The 21,251-nt window shown below is 60.7% G+C and carries 19 protein-coding genes; 2 read left to right on the top strand and 17 right to left on the bottom strand.

Features of this window, described 5'->3' with window-relative positions:
* Positions 1 to 4: 4 nt before the first annotated feature.
* The 10 genes from ACIX8_RS05210 to ACIX8_RS05165 form a co-directional block, all read right to left on the bottom strand.
* Positions 5 to 610, bottom strand: coding sequence for a TetR/AcrR family transcriptional regulator (locus tag ACIX8_RS05210; RefSeq protein ID WP_014264276.1), 606 nt, complete (start codon positions 608 to 610; stop codon positions 5 to 7).
* Between the two features lie 112 nt (positions 611 to 722).
* Positions 723 to 1,475, bottom strand: coding sequence for a 3-oxoacyl-ACP reductase family protein (locus ACIX8_RS05205; protein WP_014264275.1), 753 nt, complete (start codon positions 1,473 to 1,475; stop codon positions 723 to 725).
* 202 nt (positions 1,476 to 1,677) lie between these two features.
* A complete protein-coding gene (locus ACIX8_RS05200; RefSeq protein ID WP_013581125.1) occupies positions 1,678 to 1,878 on the bottom strand; it encodes a cold-shock protein in 201 nt (66 codons plus the stop codon).
* Between the two features lie 164 nt (positions 1,879 to 2,042).
* The gene (cmk, locus tag ACIX8_RS05195) at positions 2,043 to 2,771 is read right to left on the bottom strand and encodes a (d)CMP kinase (protein WP_014264274.1); all 729 of its coding nucleotides are present in this window, start codon (positions 2,769 to 2,771) and stop codon (positions 2,043 to 2,045) included.
* Positions 2,772 to 2,773: 2 nt separating this feature from the next.
* Positions 2,774 to 4,930, bottom strand: coding sequence for a hypothetical protein (locus ACIX8_RS05190; protein WP_150110497.1), 2,157 nt, complete (start codon positions 4,928 to 4,930; stop codon positions 2,774 to 2,776).
* Positions 4,931 to 5,098: 168 nt separating this feature from the next.
* Complete coding sequence (gene mutL / locus ACIX8_RS05185; RefSeq protein ID WP_014264272.1) at positions 5,099 to 7,063, bottom strand: DNA mismatch repair endonuclease MutL; 1,965 nt, start codon at positions 7,061 to 7,063, stop codon at positions 5,099 to 5,101.
* A gap of 94 nt (positions 7,064 to 7,157) precedes the next feature.
* Positions 7,158 to 7,715: a sugar O-acetyltransferase gene (locus ACIX8_RS05180; RefSeq protein WP_014264271.1), complete on the bottom strand. Its 558-nt coding sequence runs from the start codon at positions 7,713 to 7,715 to the stop codon at positions 7,158 to 7,160.
* A 114-nt stretch (positions 7,716 to 7,829) separates the two neighbouring features.
* Entirely contained in the window at positions 7,830 to 9,299 is a 1,470-nt protein-coding gene (gene pyk / locus ACIX8_RS05175; RefSeq protein WP_044177840.1) for a pyruvate kinase, read from the bottom strand.
* Between the two features lie 93 nt (positions 9,300 to 9,392).
* Positions 9,393 to 10,331: a YihY/virulence factor BrkB family protein gene (locus ACIX8_RS05170; protein WP_150110496.1), complete on the bottom strand. Its 939-nt coding sequence runs from the start codon at positions 10,329 to 10,331 to the stop codon at positions 9,393 to 9,395.
* A 66-nt stretch (positions 10,332 to 10,397) separates the two neighbouring features.
* The gene (locus ACIX8_RS05165) at positions 10,398 to 10,907 is read right to left on the bottom strand and encodes a thioredoxin family protein (protein ID WP_014264268.1); all 510 of its coding nucleotides are present in this window, start codon (positions 10,905 to 10,907) and stop codon (positions 10,398 to 10,400) included.
* Positions 10,908 to 11,167: 260 nt separating this feature from the next.
* Here ACIX8_RS05165 and ACIX8_RS05160 point away from each other — a divergent pair, with 260 nt between their 5' ends.
* Entirely contained in the window at positions 11,168 to 12,040 is an 873-nt protein-coding gene (locus ACIX8_RS05160) for an alpha/beta hydrolase (protein ID WP_190273746.1), read from the top strand.
* Positions 12,041 to 12,043: 3 nt separating this feature from the next.
* On the opposite strand, the gene ACIX8_RS05155 is transcribed toward ACIX8_RS05160, so the two are convergent.
* A complete protein-coding gene (locus tag ACIX8_RS05155) occupies positions 12,044 to 13,192 on the bottom strand; it encodes a VWA domain-containing protein (RefSeq protein ID WP_014264266.1) in 1,149 nt (382 codons plus the stop codon).
* A gap of 129 nt (positions 13,193 to 13,321) precedes the next feature.
* Here ACIX8_RS05155 and glmM point away from each other — a divergent pair, with 129 nt between their 5' ends.
* Positions 13,322 to 14,677, top strand: coding sequence for a phosphoglucosamine mutase (gene glmM / locus ACIX8_RS05150; protein WP_014264265.1), 1,356 nt, complete (start codon positions 13,322 to 13,324; stop codon positions 14,675 to 14,677).
* 7 nt (positions 14,678 to 14,684) lie between these two features.
* On the opposite strand, the gene purU is transcribed toward glmM, so the two are convergent.
* From purU to ACIX8_RS05120, 6 genes are all read right to left on the bottom strand, one after another.
* A complete protein-coding gene (purU, locus tag ACIX8_RS05145) occupies positions 14,685 to 15,554 on the bottom strand; it encodes a formyltetrahydrofolate deformylase (protein ID WP_014264264.1) in 870 nt (289 codons plus the stop codon).
* A 67-nt stretch (positions 15,555 to 15,621) separates the two neighbouring features.
* Positions 15,622 to 15,915, bottom strand: coding sequence for a helix-turn-helix domain-containing transcriptional regulator (locus ACIX8_RS05140; RefSeq protein ID WP_223295468.1), 294 nt, complete (start codon positions 15,913 to 15,915; stop codon positions 15,622 to 15,624).
* A 112-nt stretch (positions 15,916 to 16,027) separates the two neighbouring features.
* Positions 16,028 to 16,303 (bottom strand): type II toxin-antitoxin system RelE/ParE family toxin, encoded by a 276-nt coding sequence (locus ACIX8_RS05135; protein ID WP_014264262.1) that lies wholly within the window; start codon positions 16,301 to 16,303, stop codon positions 16,028 to 16,030.
* 84 nt (positions 16,304 to 16,387) lie between these two features.
* Positions 16,388 to 19,456, bottom strand: a complete 3,069-nt coding sequence (polA, locus tag ACIX8_RS05130) for a DNA polymerase I (protein ID WP_014264261.1) — start codon at positions 19,454 to 19,456, stop codon at positions 16,388 to 16,390.
* Positions 19,457 to 19,479: 23 nt separating this feature from the next.
* Entirely contained in the window at positions 19,480 to 20,601 is a 1,122-nt protein-coding gene (queA, locus tag ACIX8_RS05125) for a tRNA preQ1(34) S-adenosylmethionine ribosyltransferase-isomerase QueA (RefSeq protein WP_014264260.1), read from the bottom strand.
* Between the two features lie 4 nt (positions 20,602 to 20,605).
* Positions 20,606 to 21,241: a lysophospholipid acyltransferase family protein gene (locus ACIX8_RS05120; protein WP_014264259.1), complete on the bottom strand. Its 636-nt coding sequence runs from the start codon at positions 21,239 to 21,241 to the stop codon at positions 20,606 to 20,608.
* Positions 21,242 to 21,251 lie beyond the last annotated feature (10 nt).

The following is a 21,251-nucleotide window of genomic DNA, read 5'->3' as shown; positions in this document are numbered from 1 at the left end:
TTGGCTATAAGTCATCCTCTGTCCTCTCAGGGCTCGTCAATCCACGCAAGGCGAAATGGGCAATGCTCTCAAGAGCCTGCCTCTCTGCACCAGCCTTCGCAGCCACCTTCATCCCCGCAAGCGTCGCGCTCAGAAACCGTGCGGCGGCCTCTTCTTTCATCGTCTCACTGATCTCTTTTTCAACCTTCGCCCGGCGAAGCGCCTTCCGCAGCGCAGCATTCAATCGATCGCTTTCCAGATCTCCCAGCGAGCTAACCGCTGCATCAGATCGGCCGAACTCGCAGATCGCATTGATACCCATGCAGCCGACGACTCCCTCTCGCTCCGCCCTGATAGCGAAGGCAAGAAGCATCTTCTCGATTCCCGCGAGCGGGGACGAAGTCTGCTCCAGATAACCGATCTGCTCGCTGACACTGTCGGCAACATAGCGCCGGAATGCCTCCAGATAAAGCTCCCGCTTATCTCCATACGTGTCATACATGCTCTGGCGACTGATCTTCATCGCCCGCATCAGTTCATCGGTAGAAGCTGCGGCATAGCCTTTCTCGCAAAAAACTCCAATCGCCTTTTGCAGCGCTTCGTCGCGGTCGAACTCTTTCGGTCTGGCCATGATTCGTGTCTTCTCTTCCTACTGGGCTGAAGCGCGGCTGTAAACAGGGTATCTGCTCAGTGTGATGTCTCGCAGCCCTGAAGAGACCACGAGACATCAGGCTGTCTTAAACTCACGCCAGATAGCCACCATCGATCGTCAGGCTTGCTCCCGTAATAAAGCCTGCTTCCGGGCCAGCCAGATAGGCGACTAGGCTGGCGACCTCATCGTCAGTACCAAACCGCTTGATCGGCAGCAGATTCCTGATGATATCGACATGCGGCCCATCCGCTGGATTCATATCCGTCGCCGTCGGCCCCGGCTGTATGTTGTTGACGGTAATGCCACGCAAGGCAAGATCAATGGCGACTCCGCGCACCAGTCCCGCGACAGCCGACTTGGTCATTCCATAGACACTGGCACCTGGGAAAGCTGTTCTCTGAGCGACGACGCTTCCAACGGTCACAATGCGGCCGCCCTCAGTCATGTGACGTGCCGCCGCCTGGATGCCTACAAAGACGGAACGCACATTGACCGCAAGCATCCGGTCCAGATCTTCAAGTGAAAACTGGTCGATCGTGCCCCGCAGCAGGATACCCGCATTGTTTACAAAGACATCGAGCCTGCCGAAGGCCTTCACCGTCTGCTCAATCGCACCTTGTACCGCAGTAGCATCCGCACTATCAGCCTGAATCGCCAGGGCTTTTCCTCCTGCCGCTTCGACAACCTGCACCAACTGCTCTGCCTTCTCGTGCGAAGCCGAATAAGTGAACGCAACAGCCGCCCCCTCTTTGGCCAGACGTCTCACGATCCCCGCCCCAATACCGCGCGAACCACCCGTAACCAAGGTCACTTTGCCCGAAAGCACTCCGGAACCAAGATTCATCCTTCTCTCCTCTATAAAACTGAACTGGAATTATAGATAATAAAATCCAAAATAAGATGCAGTACTTTTTTACGGAGAGCGCCAACACGGATATTTCCCTTACGGCATAAGCGGTCTAAAACAGGAAAAGGGCAGCCGAAGCCGCCCTTTTCGCAAAGTTAATGGAACTCAATCTTACGATACCGCTACTTCAAGCCGAAGCTTAGAGAGGCTGTACGTCGGATGCCTGCCAGCCCTTCGGCCCCTTAACTACGTTGAATTGAACCGCTTGACCTTCTTGCAGGCTTTTAAAGCCGTTGGAGTTGATGGCCGAGTAATGCACGAACACATCCTCACCGTTCTGCCGGCTGATAAAGCCGAAACCCTTGGCGTCGTTAAACCACTTCACTGTTCCCTGTTCCATATCTCGCAAATCCTTGTGTGATTGACTTTGACGCTGAATCCAAATGGGGCTCCGGCGGTGAATCTAATGCAGAAAGCCAATCTGTTTCAAACGATGGGGAAATGTTAGCACGACTGACAAAATTTCCACGTAAAAAATTGTTGAGGTGTAATCCTGCACCAGAATTAGTGCAACTGAGGCTCTGCAACATGCGATCGAACGATCGCTTCAGCCGCCGCGAGCACCTCGTCCAGCGTCATTGAGGTCGAATCGAGGATAATCGCGTCCTCAGCCGGCCTTAAAGGCGATTCAGCCCGGTTGCGATCCCGCTCGTCGCGTTCTTTCAGCTCACGAACCATGGCTTCCTCGGTGGTCGAGGATTGTTCCGTGAACTTCGTCTGGACGGGGCCGCTCTGCCGGTAGCGGCGGTTGCCGCGAACCTCGGGAGCGGCGTCAAGGAAGATCTTGACCTCGGCATCGGGAAAGACGACTGTGCCGATGTCCCGGCCTTCCATCACAACCCCACCCTTCTGCCCCATCAGGCGTTGCTGATCGACCATCCAGGCCCGTAGCCGCGGATGCACAGAGACCTTAGAGGCCGCAGCCGTCACATCGGCCTCGCGTACACGCCGCGACACATCGACGCCGTCCAGGAAGACGCGGTTGCCTTCCAACTGCGGTTCAAGCACGATACGCGTCTCGTCAGCCAACGCAACCAGAGCGTCCTCGTCCTCAAAGCCAAGATCGTTATCGATGGCTTTGAAGGCGAGGGCGCGGTACATGGCCCCGGTCTCGAGGTTGAGAAACCCGAAGCGGCGCGCGAGATGCGCCGCCATCGTGCTCTTCCCCGCACCGGCGGGTCCGTCAATCGCGATCACTGGACGCTCGCGCTTCGGGGTGGGACTTTCGCTCATTGCTATTCCTCAGACTCCGGCTTGCGAGCAGCAGGCGTGAAGCCGCCTGCCCCTGCCGGGCGCTTGCCGAATGGAGCCTTACCGCCCCGGCTGTCTGGACGCTTGCTGAAGCCACCAGCAGGCTTCGAACCGAACGGACGCTTGCCGCCAAAGGACGGACGCGGGCGATCTCCCGATCCGCCCTCGCGAGGCGTAAAGGGACGCTTGCCGAAACCGCCTGGTTTGCGCGACTTACTGTCGCTACGCTCCGGCTTGTGCTCCGGCCACGGACGCACGGGACGATCAGCCAGATCGCCTTCCTTGCGCGGGAACGGCCGCTTTGGCGCACGCGGCGTGCTGTCGCTGCCACCGTAGGCTGGACGCTCGGGGCGATCGCCTCCACCATAGGACGAACCTGCACCCTCATCGCGGCGAACATAAGGACGCTTCGGTGCAAAGCCACCAGGCTTACTGGAGAAATCCCTGGACTTGCCTGCGAAGCCGCCGGATTTGCTTACATAACCGCCTGGTTTACTATCGCCACGATCAAACCGCGGCTTGGAGAACGGACGGTCCCCGGTGGGCCGTGGCGTAAAGCTCGGCTTGAAGCTGGGGCGGGGGCTTGAACCTTCGCCCTCATCGCGACGGAAGGGCTTGCGATCGCCTTCGGGCTTGCGGAACTTCGCGAACGAGTCGCGTCCGCCCGGCTTCTCGCCATAGCTGCGGCGAGGAGCATCCGAAGGCGCTGCGCCTTCGCGACGAACGTAAGGCTTGCGCTCTCCATCCTGCGCGAAGCGTGGCTTTGCGGCAAAGCCCTCGCCACGGTCCTTGCGGAAGGCAGGCTTGTCGCCAAAGCTCTTGCGAGCTGGTCCACGGTCGGAGAAGCCGCCTTCACGCTTGGCAAAGCCTCCGGGAGCGGCGCCTTCGCGACGCACATAAGGACGCTTCGGTGCAGCGCTGTCGCCCTCTGCGCGAGGCGTAAAGCCCGCACGTTCAGGACGCGGCTTGCGATCCTCACTCCACGGACGCGTAAAGCTCGGCTTACTGCCGGCAGAGGCTCCATCGCGGTTGAAGGGACGGCGCTCGCGATCCGGACGGTCGCCAGTGCGCGGCGTCGAAGGCCTGGCGCCACGAGTGCCTGTTCCACCCGATCCCCCGGCTCTCTCCCCAAAGCTGCGGGCAGGCTTGCCCTTGAACTCTCCGCGAGGCTTGCTGCCTGCGCTCGGCGTAAACCGCTTGATGCGGCCTTCGCCTTCGAGGCTGGCTGCAGCAGCTGCGGCAATCTCTTCTTCCGTCGGCTCAGGCTTCGCGATGGACGGGAACTCCGGCAGTGTGCCAGGAATATGCAGCAACGACTTCCCCTCGAGCACGATGGTCTCGAGCTGGCGCGACGATGTAAGCGCGTGCAACACCTCGCGAATGCGCGAGCGTGCCGCCAAGGGCGAGAGGAACGTCTCCACCTCGTCCTCGGTCGCAAGCAGCGACTGGGCGAGATAGAGCGAGATCAGAGCGGAGAGTGCCTTTGGCTGGCCGGCGTTGATGCCCGCCTTGATGGCCTTGGTAAAGCGCCGTGTGGCCAGCTCCCAAAGCGTTGAGGCCTCGCCCATCTGCGGCAGAGGAATGACACGCAGCAGCGACCAGAGCTCATTGAGCGTGCGCAGGATAGCGCCTTCAGTGACTTCGCGGCCAAGCTCTGAGGCAAGCTCGGCAGCGGTCATCGCGCCACGCTCGGCAAGCACCTCGTAGACGCGCAGGCCCAGCGGCGATACCTTGACCGCACCGGTCGTCGAGGGTGGCAGCTTCCAGGCCTTATCGCCGCGCATGGTGAAGATGTAGCTGAAGATCTGTGCCGAGACGACGAAGTCCGGAAGCTCGCCCGGAATGCCGAGCAGGTTCAGGGGCAGCGCGTTGCCCTCGGAGACGAGCCGCACGAGGATCGTCCGTGCGGCTTCGATCTGCGCAGGTGTGGGCCCAACGTTGGCCGAGCCGAGCGTGGCTTCGACGAACGAGGGAGCAGGCGTCGGCAGTTGCAGCGAACGCGGCGTGAAGAGCACGAGTCCGGCTGTGGCCAGCCACTCGCGCACGGCATCCAGTGTGAGCAGCGGCTCACCGGTTTGATGCCATACTTTGGCGCGAGCAGCGGTTAGCTGCTCCGCATTAAACTCAGGTGTTGAACTCAAGACGTACCCCTTTGTGCTGGCGGCGAGACTACCGCACACAGCAGAGACCTCCGTCGAGCGGAGGCCTAGACTACAGATCGAAACAACCGATCAGGAAAGACTGCGAAGCCGGAACATTAAATCGGCAGGAGCGGGCTAAACGCTACAGTTGAATCCGGCATGGGAAGCCTAGATACGCTGGAACGCCCGCTGAATGTCTTTTAAAGAATACCGCAATGCGATGGGTCGGCCATGCGGACAGCTCGTCGGATGCTCAGTTTTTCCAAGTTCTGTGAGCAGCCAGTCGATTTTTGCCGGTTCCAGAGGCATATTAATCTTAATTGCCGCGTGACAGGCGATGGAAGCGGCGATACGCGTCCGCCTGGCCTCCTCGTTTTCGACCTGCTGCTCGCGCTCGGTTACGGCAAGAACCTCTTCGAGCATCCGCTCCAGCTCCCGGCCCTCCAGGCCTACGGGCGTGGCCTTTACCGCCAGGGTGCGCGGCCCGAAAGGCTCAGCCTCAAAGCCATTACGCTCCAGTTCCTCGGCAATCGCTGCAAAAGTGACCATCTGCTCCGGCAGAAGCTCGACCAGGACCGGCATCAACAGGCGCTGCCGCTGTACCTGCTCGACCTTGCGCTCGCGAAGGATCTTCTCAAACAGGATGCGCTCATGCGCCACATGCTGGTCGACGATCCAGAGGCCTTCTTCGTTGGTCGCGAGAATGAACGAGTCGCGAAGCTGGCCAAGCGGCTTGAGCGTGGCCAGCGAGTTCAGGGTCGGTTGATGTTCAGAAGTTCCACCTGCACCCTCTACGATGCCGCTCTGTGCGGGCTCATCGTAGCCCACCGACATTCCCGAGCCTTCAAAGCTCAAACGGCCCGGCGACGCGGGGACCACAGGGGCCAGCAGATCGAAGGAAGCAGTGTCCTGGGGTTCGATAAAGGACTCACTTCCGGCAACGAGAGCCTGCAGCCCTCCATTCGGCGCAAAGACCGCGGGGTCGACACCCGGCAGTGGGCTGACATCCACCAGCAGCGACGAGGCCAGCGAGGGAGCCGAGTTCAGCGCGGCAAAGAAGCTCGCGGCTGGGCGGGCGTTCATCTGCGCCGTGCGCACCGCATCGCGCACGAAGTCATGCACAAAGCTGCCCTGGCGGAAACGCACCTCGGTCTTGGCAGGATGCACATTCACGTCGACCTCTTGGGGCGGCATCTCCAGGAAGAGCAGGACCACCGGGTACGACGTGGGCGGAATGATATTGCGATAGGCCTCGGTAAACGCGTGCAGGATGAGGCGGTCGCGAATCAGGCGTCCGTTGACGAAGACGTAGATCGAGTTGCGATTGAGCTTCTGCAGCTCCGGCTTGGAGACGAAGCCGGTCAGGCGGATGAAGCCGGGTTCAGGAGCCTCGTAGTCTTCCCCACGCTTCCAGGGCGGCGGCTCGGGCAGGCCCGCACGCGAGAAATCGAGCTCTGCTGCGACAGGGATGAGGCTCTCAAAGGTCTCGCGGCCAAAGATCTGATACAGCCGCTCTCCGGCGTTGGCGACGGCCGGGGCGACGAGCAGCGACTGCGTTGAGGAGTGCAGCTCAAAGTGTTTGTCGGGATGCGCCAGCGCGTAGTGCGTCACCAATGCGGCGACGTGGCCTAGCTCCGTCTGCTCACTGCGCAGAAACTTGCGCCGCGCAGGCGTATTGAAGAACAGGTCGCGCACGGCGATGGTTGTTCCCGCAGGCAGGCCGGCGTCTTCGACGCGCAGCAGGTTGCCGCCGGCAATCTCCAGCATTGTGCCAACTTCGTCTTCGACAGCGCGAGTCTCAAGGCTTACCCGCGCGACCGACGCGATGGACGGCAGCGCCTCGCCGCGAAACCCGAGGGTGGCGATGGAGAGCAGATCGTCCGACGAGCGGAGCTTGGAGGTCGCATGCCGCTCGAAGGCGAGCAAGGCGTCGTCACGGCCCATGCCGTGTCCGTTGTCGACGATGCGAATGAGCTTGCGTCCACCGGCCTCGATCTCGAGGCGAATGCGCGTGGCTCCGGCGTCGAGTGAGTTTTCGAGCAGCTCTTTGACTACGGATGCGGGTCGTTCGACGACTTCACCAGCAGCAATTTGGTTCGCTACCTGGTCCGAAAGTACGCGAATCTTTCCCATGGTTCGATTGTAGCCAGTCTGTCAGGAAAGCGTTCCTATTAGCTGATATTGGGTCAGTTTGAAGTTCGAGTTTTGCCCCCTTGCGGAGGTTCCCTCACTCACCAATCGAACGAATCACTCTCGCCGGATTTCCTCCGACAAGGGTGTTCGGGGGAACGTCCCTGGTGACGACCGAACCCGCCGCTACGACCGAGTTCTCGCCTACGGTTACGCCGCCGATGATGGTCGCACCGGCTGCGATCCACACGTTCTTCTCAATCACGATGGGCTTTCCTATGGTGGCGGCGCGTCGCTGCGAAGGTTCAAGGGGATGGCCCGCCGTGATGAGGCTCACGTTCGGCCCGATCATCACGTCATCCGCGATGTCGAGGCCACCAAGGTCATAGAAGGTGCAGTTCTGATTGACGAAGACATTACGGCCAACGCGGATTTCGTCGCCACCGGCAGTGTAAAAAGGAGGGATCAGTAAAAAGCTCTCGTCTACCTTTTTACCGATCAGTTCGCTGAACAAGGCCCGAACTTCGTCCGCGTCGTTGAACGTCAAACGATTAAGTTTGGCGGTAATCGCCATCGCTCGTTTGACGTTTGCCAACATGGCCGCCGATTCCGGCGTCCTGCGGTAAATGATCCTGGTGCGATCGTCATTCGGCATTCGCTATTTTGCTCGGGCTACAGTTTAGCGTGTGTCGGCACACGAGAGCAGCACCGGGATTCGCTGAATGTGGCGCAGAGGACGCGAAGGTCTCACGTCCTCTGCGCGAAAGCTCTACCGATCGCCCACCAGGTGCAGCCGCATGAAGTTCGTCGCACCGGTCTTCGTCGCCGTTCCAGCCACGATGCCCACCACCTGTTTCGACTTCACAAAGCCACGGGCTTCGAGGATGTCCTCGGCCATGTTCACGAGCTTGTCGGTACCGATAAAGCGCTCGCACTGGATCGGATAAGTACCCCACAAAAGCATGGCGCGATGCACAACATTCTCGTCCGGCGAAAGCGCATAGATGGGCGCGTCGGGACGGTACTTGGAGAGTAGCCGCGCTGTGTTGCCGCTCTCGGTAAAGATTGCGATAGCAGCCAGATCGAGGTCCTGCGCGGAGTGGGCCATACACTCACAGATCGTCTCAGGCACGGTGAGCGCCTTGCGCGGATGGCGCAGCACCGCCAACTGCGGCTCGAGGTGCATCTGGCTCTCGGTCTCGGTGACGATCTTGTTCATCATCGCGACCGACTCCACCGGGTACTTGCCGGCAGCGCTCTCGGCCGAGAGCATGACGGCATCGGTGCCGTCGTAGATGGCGTTCGCCACGTCAGAGGCCTCGGCGCGCGTCGGACGCGGATTGTCGATCATCGACTCCAGCATCTGCGTCGCCGTGATCACGGGCTTGCGATACTCCGCCGCGCGGCGGATGATGTGCTTCTGAATGGCCGGAACCTTCTCAGGCGGGACTTCGACACCGAGATCGCCACGCGCCACCATGATGACGTCGGCAGCCTCAAGAATGCTGTCGAGGTGGTCGATGGCCTGCGGCTTTTCGAGCTTCGCGATAACCCACGCGTCATAGCCCAGCGCCGCGATGCGGCTCTTGACGTAGCGCACATCGTCGGCGGTCTGCACAAACGAGACGGCGATGGTATCGGCGCCTGCCTTGAGCGCAAACTCCAGGTCCACTTCGTCCTTCTCGGTCAGAGCAGAAACCTTGATCGCAACGCCAGGAAGATTGATTCCCTTCTTCTCACCCAGCATGCCGCCGTTGATGATCTCGGTCACGACATCCGCGCCCTGCAGTTCGAGCACGCGCAGCTCGATGAGGCCATCGGAGAGCAGCACCTGATCGCCCGGCTTCAGGTTTTCCGCCAGCGTGGTGAAGACGGTGCTCACGCGCTCGGCGGTGCCGTCGATCTTCTCCGGCGTAATGGTCAGACGCTTGCCCGCTTCGAGCATCACCGGCTTGTGGTCCACCAGCGTTCCGGTGCGGATCTTGGGGCCCTGCAGATCGGCGAGGATGCAGATGGGCTTGTTCTCTTCGCGGGCGACCTTGCGCACCATCGCGATCAGTTCGCTCTTCTGCTCGTGCGATCCATGCGAAAAATTGAGCCGTGCCACGTCCAGGCCTGCGCGCACGAGTTGGCGGAATGTCTCTTCCGAACTCGAAGCCGGTCCCAATGTCGCAACAATCTTCGCGCGCCGCATGTTTTCACCCAAACCTGCGCCTAAACCACCATTCATAACAGCCATCTGCACATGTCCTTCCACCGGAGGCTCCTTGAAGCCCCGGCTTAATCCTTTTCTTGCCTGTCAGTCAGCCATTCTACCTGCCCGACGTGGTGCCTAGTTTGAAAGCCCGTCAACTGCGGCCTCGGGATCTGAATTTCTGCGATGCGCGACGAGCTGCGCATTGAACTCCGCGCCCGCCAGCACGCACAGAGCGATGATGTACAGCCAGAACATCAGCGCGATAGCCGCCCCCAGCGAGCCATAGACCCGCGAATAGTTGGCGAAACGCGTGACGTACAGGCCAAAGATAAGCGTGGAGACGAACCAGAGCAGCGTCGCCACCATCGCCCCCGGAAGACTCGCACGCCAGCTCCAGTCCATGCGCAGCGCAAGCCAGTACTCCACGTGCTGCCGCATATGCCGGCTCACGTCCGTGCCCAGGTGATAGATCACGGCAATGATGCCAACGCTGCCAGCCAGCGCGATCGCCCAGCGAAGGGTGAAAGCCAGGATATAGACCAGCACATGCTCTCCAGGGGGGAGCTCTCCAGCCAGCCAATGCGTGATCAGGTGACCGAAGACCACGAGCGCACTGGCTGCGGCCATCGGCACCAGGGACAAGGGCACCAGCACCAACGCACGGATCCGTCGGGGCCAGAAACTCGCCTTCGGAAGCGGCAGATTGTGCGCCCGGCGAAAGCCTTCCATCAGGGTCACCATGACATTGGCCGCTCCGGTGATACTGACCAGAAGCGAACCGAGCAGTGCCTGCGCCGTCTGCTGATTTTTCTGCGTGGTCGCAAAGTAGGCATCGAGCAACGGACTTACATTCGAGGGCAGGACACGATCGAAGAACAGCGCCATCTGGAAACGCAACGGCATGGTATCCGGGAGAAGAGTCACGATGGCCGCCGCCACAATCAGGCCTGGAAACAAGGTGACCATCGCGGAATAGGCCGTAGCCTGGGCGAGCGTCAGCACATCATGTTCGATGGACGCAGCAAAGGTAGCGCGCAGCAGCACCCCGAACCGGAGTGCCCGATGCGTCGGCATGAGGCAGACGTTTCTCCACAAAACTCCGGCCATTCCAGCCGATGTGCGCGCCATGATGTTCCGTTGCTATCGCTTCCACTTTTCCAAAAAGGCAGTGACTTCGGAAGGCTCCATGTTTCGCCTGTGCTCGAACTCGCCTATCTTCTGCGCGTAGAGCACATGGCCCTGTCCGTCGAGCACAGCTAGCGCGGGAGTCCCTTTTCTCAGGGTCACGCCGTACCTGTCACCGATGTCGAGGTTCGCATCGATATGGCCGATGTTGATGTTTACCCTAACGAAGTTCTTAGCCAGCAGATCGGCATTCGGACTCTGGTCAAAGTAGAGGTTTAACAACTGGCAGTCGCCGCACCAGTCGCCGCCAAAGTCTATAAGCACACGGCGATGCGTACGACGGGCCTCAGCCAGGGCCGCCTTGATATCGGCCGGTGCCGCTTCGATGGTGGGATAAATATGCTTCGCCGACATTTGAGCGTGAGCCGTGGCGGTAACCATGCCGCCTGTGCTCAGAAGTGCAGCCAAAACAACCGCTCCAAATGCCTTGCGCGTACCTGAAAGAAGAACTGACTTCGCCGCCATCGTTGCTGCTCCTTGGAAATATCTTCTCCATCATCTGCCAAAGTGGCGTACGGAGCAAAGGACAGTGTTGTTTTCTCAGAACCTCGACTGGTCATGGAGAGAGTTTCGTCAAGGACGCGGTTTCAGACATGCACGAAATAGATGCTTGCCAACCGTTTTTGAATCCCAAAACCAGTCTTTCCGCGTATCGTATCGGTATGACCGGTTCTCTTCGCGCTGGCTTGCTCGCCCTCCTCCTGTCCACAATGCCTTTTGCGGCTTTGGCCCAAACAGCTGCAGCACCACTAGCGCCACCGCCCGCTGGCTACACCTCTATTGAGGTTCTCTGGCCCGCTGGAGCCCCCGGAGCTCTCGGCACAACTGCGGAGGACGTCCCCAAGCTCTACTGCTATCCGGCAGCGGGAGACGGCCCGCACAGTGCGGTTGTCGTGCTGCCCGGCGGCGGTTATAAGCATCTCGTGATGGAAAAAGAGGGCGCCGCCGAAGCGCGCTGGCTCAACGCTCACGGAGTCAGCGCCTACGTGCTGCAATATCGCCTGAGCCCACGCTACAAGTACCCTTCGCCGATGCTCGACGGCCAGCGAGCCGTTCGCTTCGTGCGCAGCCATGCTACGGCGTGGAAGCTGCGACCGGACGCCATTGGCGTCTGGGGATTCTCGGCGGGCGGACACCTCGTGGGCTATCTTGCAACCGTTGACGACACCGCCGACTCAAGCGCTGCCGACCCGATCGACCATGCGAGCAGCCACCCGGACTTCGCCATCAGCAGCTATGGACGTCTCAGCCTTGACCCGAGCATCCCCGGCACCTTTGGGATGGAAGCTCTGACCGGCCCAGACGCTCCCAAAGACCTGGTCGATACGCTCTCCCCCGTGCTGCACGTTACGGCCAAAACCTCGCCCACCTTCCTTTATGCCAACGAATCCGACAAGACTGTCAGCGCGATCAATGCCACCTTGTTTTTCAATGCGCTGCTGCTCGCGGGTGTCCCGGCTGAGTTGCACGTCTTCGAACGCGGGCCACACGGTACGGGCATGGGGCAAAACCTTCCCCTGACACCGGAACTGGCCATATGGCCCACCCTGCTGGAGCACTGGATGCAGGCTCATGGATGGATGGACAAAGGTCTTTAGGCTTTACTTGCTGCCTGCGTAATAGCCTTCACGCGTCTGCACGGTGAGCTTGCTCTTATTCTGCTGGCTAGCCATCTCCAGATCGATCTCGTGATAACCGTCTGAGGTTGCTGCCGTCTCTGGCGTAAAACCCAGCCGGTATTGCGAATGGAGCTCTTCGGCGATCTCCGCGAAGATGGCGTCTACAGTCTCCCTCTTCGACACCTCAAAGACGCGTCCGCCGGTCTCACCGCACAGTCGCTCTAGGATCTTCTTGCCATCAACGGCGTGCGGCTCGGGCCCTCGACTTCGTCCGCCGCCACCATTGCCAGTGCCGCCGCCGGGCCAGCCCCCGCCTCCCCCGGGGTAGCCACCCCCGCCGGGATAGCCTCCACCACCGGGAAAACCACCGCCATGATGGCCTCCCGGATTCCCTGGGCCGTTATCGCGATGCGGCTCCTCGCCCTTGAAGTAGATCGCGTAAATGATCGTATCGGCGCGCTGCGCGGCCTCGATCGCCTCGGCAATCGACTCCTTGCTGTTGCGGTCGACGCCATCGGTAAGCAGAATGAGTGCGCGGCGACCCTTCTGCTTGGAGGTGACCTCATCGGCGGAGAGAAAGACCGCGTCGTAGAGAGTTGTTCCACCATGGGCGTGGCCGCTATCGTCACCGGTTGAAGAGGACGTTGACGGCGCGGTCGTATCAAGCTCCTTCAGCGCCTGCTTCAACTTGGAGCGAGAGTCGGTCGGGTCCTGCAACAACTCCACTTCACGCGCAAACTGCACGACGAAAGCCTTGTCCGACTCGCGATTCGCGCTCGCGGGCGCAAGCATCTTGTCGAGGAAGGTGCCGCTCGCCGAGCGTTCGCTGTCGATCACCGTACGCTGGCTCTGGCTGGTATCGACCAGCAAGCCGAGCGTCAGCGGAACATCCGTGTCATGGTCGAAGTAGCGGATCGTCTGCGCCTTTCCGTCTACCTTCAGGGCAAAATCGTCTTTGCCGAGGCTCTGGACGAGTGCTCCATGCTTATCGCGAACCACCGTAGGAACAACCACGAGGCGGGCCTCGACTGACAAACTGGCGACCGGGGCAGAAGGCGTCGATTCTTGTCCGAACGCGCCGACGCACCCTGCCAGCAAGGCCATTCCGGTGAAAAATCGCAGGGATTGCATACCCCTTTAGACGATCACGCGATAAGCGGGTTTCAAAATGGGCCGATTCTGCCCACCAGATAACGAATACACATGCGAATCTCCGCTAGCATCTTAGAAAGAGATTAAAAACCAGGACAAGAGGTGGCAATGCGAAAGTTATTTGGTACCGATGGAATTCGTGCAGTAGCTGGAGAGCCGCCGCTGGACCGGCGCACGGTACGCGCCGTAGGCGTGGCCCTGGCGACGAAGCTGAAGGATGAGGCAGCAGGCAGGTCGGTGCATGTCGTCATGGGCATGGATACGCGAGAGAGCTGCCCGTGGATTGCGGCGACGCTCGCCGCCGGATTGCGCGAAGGCGGCGCCGAGGTCGAGTCCGCAGGCGTAATTACTACGCCAGCTATCGCATTCCTCGCCCGGAAGCACGGATTCAGCGCAGGCGTAGTGATCTCCGCCTCGCATAATCCCTGGCAGGATAACGGCATCAAGATCTTTGGCGGCGACGGCTACAAGTTGCCCGATGCGGTTGAGTTGGGCATCGAGGCCGAGATCGAGCGAGTGCTGGCAAACAGCGCGACCGCCACGCCTGCGGAAGAAGAACTCCCCGAAGTCAACGAGAGCTACCGTGCCGAGTACATCCGCTTCCTGCTCGAAGCAGTACCGGATATCTCTCTGGATAACCGCTCCGTCGTCATCGACTGCGCGAACGGTGCTGCCAGCTCGGTCGCTCCGCAGTTGTTCGAGTCGCTCAAGGGAACGGTCGAAGTTACGCATGCCTCTCCTGACGGTCGCAACATCAACGAGAACTGCGGCGCGCTGCATCCCGAAGTCGTCGCAACCGAGGTGAAAACCCGCGGCGCGTCGATGGGGTTCACCTTTGACGGCGATGCCGACCGCGCGCTCTTTGCCGACGAGCACGGCAACGTCGTAAACGGCGATGCCGTGATGCTGCTCTGCGCCCGCGATCTGCAGGAGCGCGGCCTGCTTGCGGACAATCTCGTCGTTGCAACGACGATGTCGAACATGGGCCTGGAGGCTGCGTTCAAGCGCTCGGGAATTCGCATGCTGCGTGCTCCGGTTGGCGACAAGTATGTCCTTGAGGAGATGCAAAACTCTGGTGCTTCCTTAGGCGGCGAGCAGTCCGGCCACATCCTGTTTCCAGCCAAAGCCACAACAGGCGATGGCTTGCTCACCGCACTGCTGGTACTCGATGTGGTGCATCGCTCGGGTAAGACACTCGGCGAGTTGATCGCCGATCTCAAGAACTATCCGCAGGTCATCCTGAACGTAAAGGTGCGCGAGAAGAAGCCGCTCGATTCCCTGCCCTCGGTTGTTGTGGTGATTCAAGCCGCGGAAGAAGAGCTGAAGGACTCAGGACGCGTAGTCATCCGCTACTCCGGCACCGAGGCCCTGGCACGCGTGATGATCGAGGCCGAAAGCGAAGAGGCCATGCGCCGCCACGCCGAAGCGATTGCCGGAGCGATACGAGCAGAGCTGGGGATTTAGTCCCAGCTCAGGCGAAGATGACGGTCTTGTTCGCGTAGGACAGGATCCGGTGGTCGAGATGCCACTGCACAGCGCGGGAGAGCACCAGGCGCTCAAGGTCGCGTCCCTTCTGGATGAGGCTGGGAAGCTGATCGTTCTGCGAGACGCGGGCGACGTCCTGCTCGATGATGGGCCCCTCGTCGAGTTCTGCGGTGACGTAGTGGCTGGTCGCACCAATGAGCTTTACGCCTCGCGCGAAGGCTGCGTGATACGGTTTTGCCCCTGTAAACGCGGGCAGAAACGAATGGTGGACGTTGATGATCCGGCGCGGATAGGCATCCACGAACTTGGGCGACAGGATCTGCATGTAGCGCGCGAGGACGACGAGGTCGATCTTGTGCTCATCCAGCAAGGCAAGTTGTTGCCGCTCGACCTGCTGTTTGTTCTCACGCCCGACGGGCAGGTAGTAAAACGGAACATGATGGAACTCCGCCAGCGGCCGTGCACTCTCATGGTTGCTGACGATCAGCGCGAGATTGCAGTGGAACTCGCCGGTCTGATGGCGATGCAGCAGGTCGGCAAGGCAGTGCAGATACTGCGAGACGAAGAGGCAGACATTCTGCGGCGCGTCAGCTAACTCAATGCGCCAGTTCATCTGGAACTGCTGCGCGAGAGGTTGGAAGGCCGTGCGAAAGCTGAGTTCGTCGAAGCCTGCAGCCTCGGTGGCGAATTCGACGCGCATGAAGAAGAGGCCCAGCTCGGCGTCTTGATGCTGATCGGCATTGAGGATGTTGACGTCGTACTGCTGGACAAGAAAATTGATGATAGCCGCGACAAGACCTTTGCGGTCAGGGCAGTCGATGAGGAGTGTAGCTGTCTTTCTTGTGGACTGGGTCATTTGGGGTTTCAGATACAGGCTACCTCATGCCAAATTACGACATGCCTCAGTCCTCTCCAGGGGTCGCTTAGGCTGCGGTAGCTTCGATGCGATCCACCTTTACAGGTTGAACGGCAAGGCGGAGGCCCATCACCTTTAGAACGGCTACCAAGCTACTCAGCGCTGGATTACCCTCCTCAGACAATGTGCGATACATTTGCGTCTGGTTCAGATGAGCCTTCTCCGCTACGGCCGATATACCCCCAAAGGCTTTTGCCATCTGCCGCAATGCGATGAGCAGTTCTCCTTGCTCACCATCTTCGAGGATAGAGTTTAACAATTCGGCGGCGTAGGCAGGATCTGCCTGGAACGCCTCTGCCATAGCTTCGTCGTGGCTACGATCTCTCACATTCTTTGCGTTGGAAGCTCCCATTGTTATTCCTCCTCTTCCCCACCGCGCGCCTGCCAGTCTCGCCAGTTTGCGCACGCCTGATCTATGTCCCGCGCTGTGTGCTTTTGTCACCGCCGCAAAGCAACAGAATGATTTGCTTACCTTCCACGGCGTAGTACACACGGTATCCCGGCCCGACGTTGATGCAAAGCTCCGAGACACCATCCTGCAGGTATTTGTGATCGCCTAAATTTCCTTGCTCGATCCGGTTGACTCTGCGGTCAATGGCCACTCGCGCTTTTGTATCGCGCAGCTTAGTTCGCCACTCCATGAAAACATCTTTTCCATTGGAAGACAGATAATGACGAATCTCGTACACTAACAGATATTCGTTTATAAACGAATATCTGTCAAGCCCTGAACACGAATTCCCGCTACGTTGTCCGGTAAGACTCGACAGCCGCTACTTAATATCTCGCCAGTTATCTCCAAGACCTACCTCCGCAACGATGGGCACACTGAACTCCGCTGCCGATTCCATCTCGGTCTTTACCAACTCCTGCATCTCATCAGCCTCTTCGGGCACAACGTCGAAAAGCAGTTCGTCGTGCACCTGTAGCGTCATTAGCGAGCGCAGGTTGCGGGTGCGTATGGCGGCGTCGATGCGGAGCATGGCGATCTTGATGAGGTCGGCGGCGGTGCCTTGCAGTGGCGTGTTGACCGCCGTACGCTCGGCGAAGCCACGCTGGTTGGGGTTGCGGGATTGGATGTCGGGGATGGGGCGGACGCGGCCGAAGGCGGTCTTCACCGCCTGGTCGCGGCGAACGGTTTCGAGCGTCTGCTCAATGAACGTCGCGACTCCCTTGTACCTGTCGAAGTAGCGTTCGATATAGGCCTTGGCGACTTTCTGGTCGATGCCTAACTGCGCAGCCAGACCGAAGGGCGAGATGCCATAGACGATGCCGAAGTTTACGGCCTTCGCGCGGGCACGGGTCTCCTTGTCCATCGTCGCGGCGTCGACCTCGAAGACCTCCGCGGCGGTGAGTGTGTGGATGTCCTTGCCGGTGCGGTAGGCGTCGAGCAACAGGGGGTCCTGCGAGAAGTGCGCCATGAGGCGCAGCTCGATCTGCGAGTAGTCCGCGGACATCAGCAGATTGCCCGGTGCCGCGATGAACGCGGCACGGATCTCGCGGCCGACGGCGGTGCGGATGGGGATGTTCTGCAGGTTGGGGTTGATCGACGAGAGACGCCCCGTTGCCGTGCCTACCTGGTTGAACGTGGTGTGGATGCGGCCGTTCACGTCCGTCAGGGACGGAAGCTGATCGAGATAGGTGGACTTCAGCTTCTGCAACTGGCGGTATTCGAGAACGATCGCCGGAACCTCGTGGTGCTGCGCGAGGTCTTCGAGGATGTCCTGCGCCGTCGAGATGACCTTGCCCTTGCCGTGCTTCATGGGTTTGGGCAGGTCCATCTTGTTGAAGAGCACGTCGCCAAGCTGCTTGGGAGAGTTGATGTTGAAGCGATGTCCCGAGCTGGCATAGATGCGCTCGGCCAGGTCGTCGATGGTGACGGCGAGACGCGAACTCATCTCGCGCAGGAGGTTGCTGTCGACGCGAACGCCCGTCTGCTCCATCTGCAGCAGCACGGAGACAAGGGGGAGATCGAGCTGCTCGTAGACTTCGGCGAGGGTGGAGTGTTCGTTCAGGGGAGAGGCCTCAGGGTTCAGAGCCAAGGGTCCAGAAGACGCGCTCGCTGCCCCCTGAGCCCTGGCCCCTTCGACCTGCGCCTTGTCGGCGAAGAGCATCTCCGTTGTGATTGCGCCGCCTAGAGCAGGATCGTCCTTCGGAATCACGTGGGTCGTGGGGACTTCGGCGAGTTGTTCGCCCAACGTAACGGCCAGGCGTGCGATGGCCGCGGCGGCCTCCGGCAGGCGCTTGGGATCGTTGGGATTGTCTTTCGTCGGCTGATGCGTCAGGGCCCTGCTGGTCGTGCGCGCGGCCAGGTCGATGAGTGTATGTGAGCTGTGCGTCGGGTTGAGGAGATAGCTCTGCAGCATGACGTCGGTGATCGGCCCGGCAAGTGTGATGTCGTGCGGCTGGAGCGCGCGCAGCACGGCCTTGAGGTCGTGGACCTGCTTGGGTAACGCAGGGTCGGCGAGGGCTTCGCGTATACCCGGGGTGTCGAGCGAGATCTCGATGGCGTGTCCGGCAGTGACGGCAAGGCCGAGACGGCAGGCAGGGTCCTGGGAGGGTTCAGGGCTCAGGGCCAAGAGTTCAGAAGACGAGGCCCCTGAGCCCTGGGCCCTGTCCCCTGCCCCCTCATCCGCGCCGAAGAGCGACATCGTCTGCGGCGGTTCTGGTTCGGATTCTTCAACCTCGGCGCTGGCGCTGGGATCGGCGGCGACCTCTTCTGCGATGGCTTGTGTCGTTTCGGCCAGGGCGATGGCGAGGCCGCGAGGTAGCTGGTTTGCAGTCGAGCTACGAGCTTCGAGATCGCGAGCTGCGAGAGAGGGTTCGCGCGCTTCGGCGAGCAGCTTTGCGAGGTCGTCCGCAGTGGCCTTGATGTTGTAGGTCACGGGGGTGGCGTCGACGTCCGGAGCGAGCTCTTTGAGCATCGTCGTGAATTCAAGCTCGGTGAAGAGAGCGCGGCAGGCTGCGTTATCGACCGGCTGCGTACGCATGTGGTCGAGCGAGAACTCGATGGGCACCGCCGTGTGGATGGTGACGAGCTCTTTCGAAAGCAGAATGTTGTCGCGATTGTTCTGCAGCGACTCGCGGTAGGTCTTCTTTTTAACTTCAGCGGCGCGATCAAGCGCGCCTTCCACAGTGCCGAACTGCTGGATGAGTTCGACCGAGCCCTTGTCGCCGATGCCCGGCGCTCCGGGGATGTTGTCGATAGCGTCGCCACGTAGCGCCATCACGTCGACTACGCGCGCGGGCGGAACTCCCAGCACGTTCTCGACTCCTGCCGGATCGAGGATGAGGTTGTCCTTCATCGGGTTGAGGATCGAGACGTCCTCGTTGACGAGCTGCATCATGTCCTTGTCGGAGGAGACGACATAGACGTGATGGCCGAGCGCGGAGAGCTGGCAGCTCAGCGTGCCGATCACGTCATCCGCCTCAAAGCCCTCGTAGAACAGGATAGGGATGCGGAAGGCCTCAAGCGCGCGGCGGATGTAGGGCTGCTGCTGGATCAGATCAGGTGGCGTCTCGGCGCGGTTGGCCTTGTAACCGCCGTATTCGATCGTCTCGAACTCCTGCGTCTTGATGTTGAACTTCTGGACGTCCTTCATCTGCTTGGCCTGTTCGTTGCGCAGCAGGGGCGCGCCAACATCGTAGACCGCGGCCAGGTACTGCGGCTGGAAGTCCTTACGCAGCTTGTTGATCATGTTGACGAAGACATACGTTGCCGCCGTGGGAATGCCGGTGCGCGTGGACATCGGTCGCGAGCGCTGCATCGCGTGATATGCACGGAAGATGAAGGCCATCGAATCGAGGAGGTAGATAGGCGGTTTGTCGGTCTGGTTCGGCATGATTTGATCTCTTTTATTGGATGCTACGTGATGAGCATGCAGTCGCCGTAGGAAAAGAAGCGATAGCGCGCTTCGACGGCGTGGGCATAAGCAGCGAGCGCCTGTTCGCGGCCTGCAAAGGCGGAGACCAGCATCAGCAGCGTCGATTGCGGAAGGTGGAAGTTGGTCAACAGGCCGCCCACCAGCTTGAACTCCACCCCGGGAGAGAGAAAGAGGGCGGTACTTCCCGAATGCGCGGCGATTTCGCTGCCATTGGTTTCACGTGCGATGTGCTCCAGGGTGCGCGTCGTGGTCGTGCCTACGGCGACGATGCGGCGGCCCTCGCGCCTGGCTCTCTGGATGGCTTCGGCCGTCGTCGTGGAGAGCGTGTAGTGCTCGGCGTGGAGGCGAATGTCTTCGGTGCGCTCGACGCGGACAGGCTGGAAGGTTCCGAGCCCAACGTGCAATGTGAGGGTGGCGAACTCTACGCCCCGCTCCTTGAGCTGCGAGAGCACCTCCGGTGTGAAGTGCAGGCCAGCCGTCGGCGCGGCGGCGGAACCCTCAGCCTCGGCGCTGGTCAACTGCTGCGAGTAGACCGTCTGGTAGCGCTCGCGGTCTTCTGAGGTATTGGGCTCCTGCTTGGAGCGGTGAATGTAGGGGGGCAGCGGCAGGTGGCCGATACGTTCGAGTGCGGCATGGAAGTCTTCGGCCGGATCGAAGCGCAGAGTACGCTCGCCGAACTCACCGGCAGAGAGCACGGTGGCGCGCAGTAGCGGCGCAGTGGAGTCGTCCGGTGCGAAGAGCAGGGTCTCGCCGGGCTGGATCTTCTTTGCGGGACGAACAAGCGCCGACCAGTCGTTATAGCCTTCAGCGGAAGCGTGGCGTTGCGTCAGCAGGACTTCGATGTGGCCGCTGGGCGCGGGGGAGTTGTGCTGGGTCGTGAGGCCGGCGCGGGTGGCAAACAGACGTGCAGGGATGACGCGCGAGTCGTTCATCACCAGCAGATCGCCCGGCTGGAGCAGCAACGGCAACTCGGCAAAGGTATGGTCGGAGAAGTCACCGGTACGGCGATCCAGCGTCATCATGCGGCTCGTGCCGCGCACCGCAGGAGGCCGCTGCGCGATGAGTTCTTCAGGCAGGTCGTAGTGGAAGTCTGAGACAAGCATGGGGCTACTGCGATTGTAGGCGTGAGGTCATCGCGACTGCTTCATCCATAGCCTGCTGCACGGATGTGAGCTCCGGCGCGGTGTGCGCGGGCCACGAAAAGGTCACGGTAGTAAAGGGTTTGGGGATCATGAAGCGGTCCCAGGAGCGGAGCTCCCAGACGTGCTCTGGCTGCCCATGAAACGCACCGATCCAGTTCGCCCCGGTAAGCTCGGCGAGATGCACAGGCCCCGGCTTCGCGACGCAGGCAGGTCCCTTGGGGCCATCGGCGGTGAAGGCACAGATGCGGCCGTCGGTGTAGGCCTGCTGCATTCCGCGTAGCGCCTGCGGGCCTCCGCGGGTGCTGGAGCCTCGGACGGCGACGAAGCCGAGCCGCTCGACGATACGCGCGATGAGTTCGCCGTCGAAGGAGCGCGAGATCAGGATTGCGATTCCCTTGTTGCGGAAGCGATGCGCGCTGACCAGCAGCGCGCAGTGCCAAAAGGCGAAGATCGTAGGGCCGGGAACATCAATGCCGACAGGCGTAGCGGGAGCGTTGAGGTCGCGATAGCGCAACGTCGCTCCAAGCAGGCGGATCAACGCCACCGCCAGTGGAGGCACGATCGCCAGCAGCAGACGTTGCTTTGGAGTGAAGACAGCCACGCAGATGAGT

This window comes from Granulicella mallensis MP5ACTX8, assembly GCF_000178955.2.
Classification (GTDB): Bacteria; Acidobacteriota; Terriglobia; order Terriglobales; family Acidobacteriaceae; genus Granulicella; species Granulicella mallensis.
The sequence above is the reverse complement of the archived record's forward strand: the minus strand, read 5'-3'. Positions and strand labels throughout refer to the sequence as shown.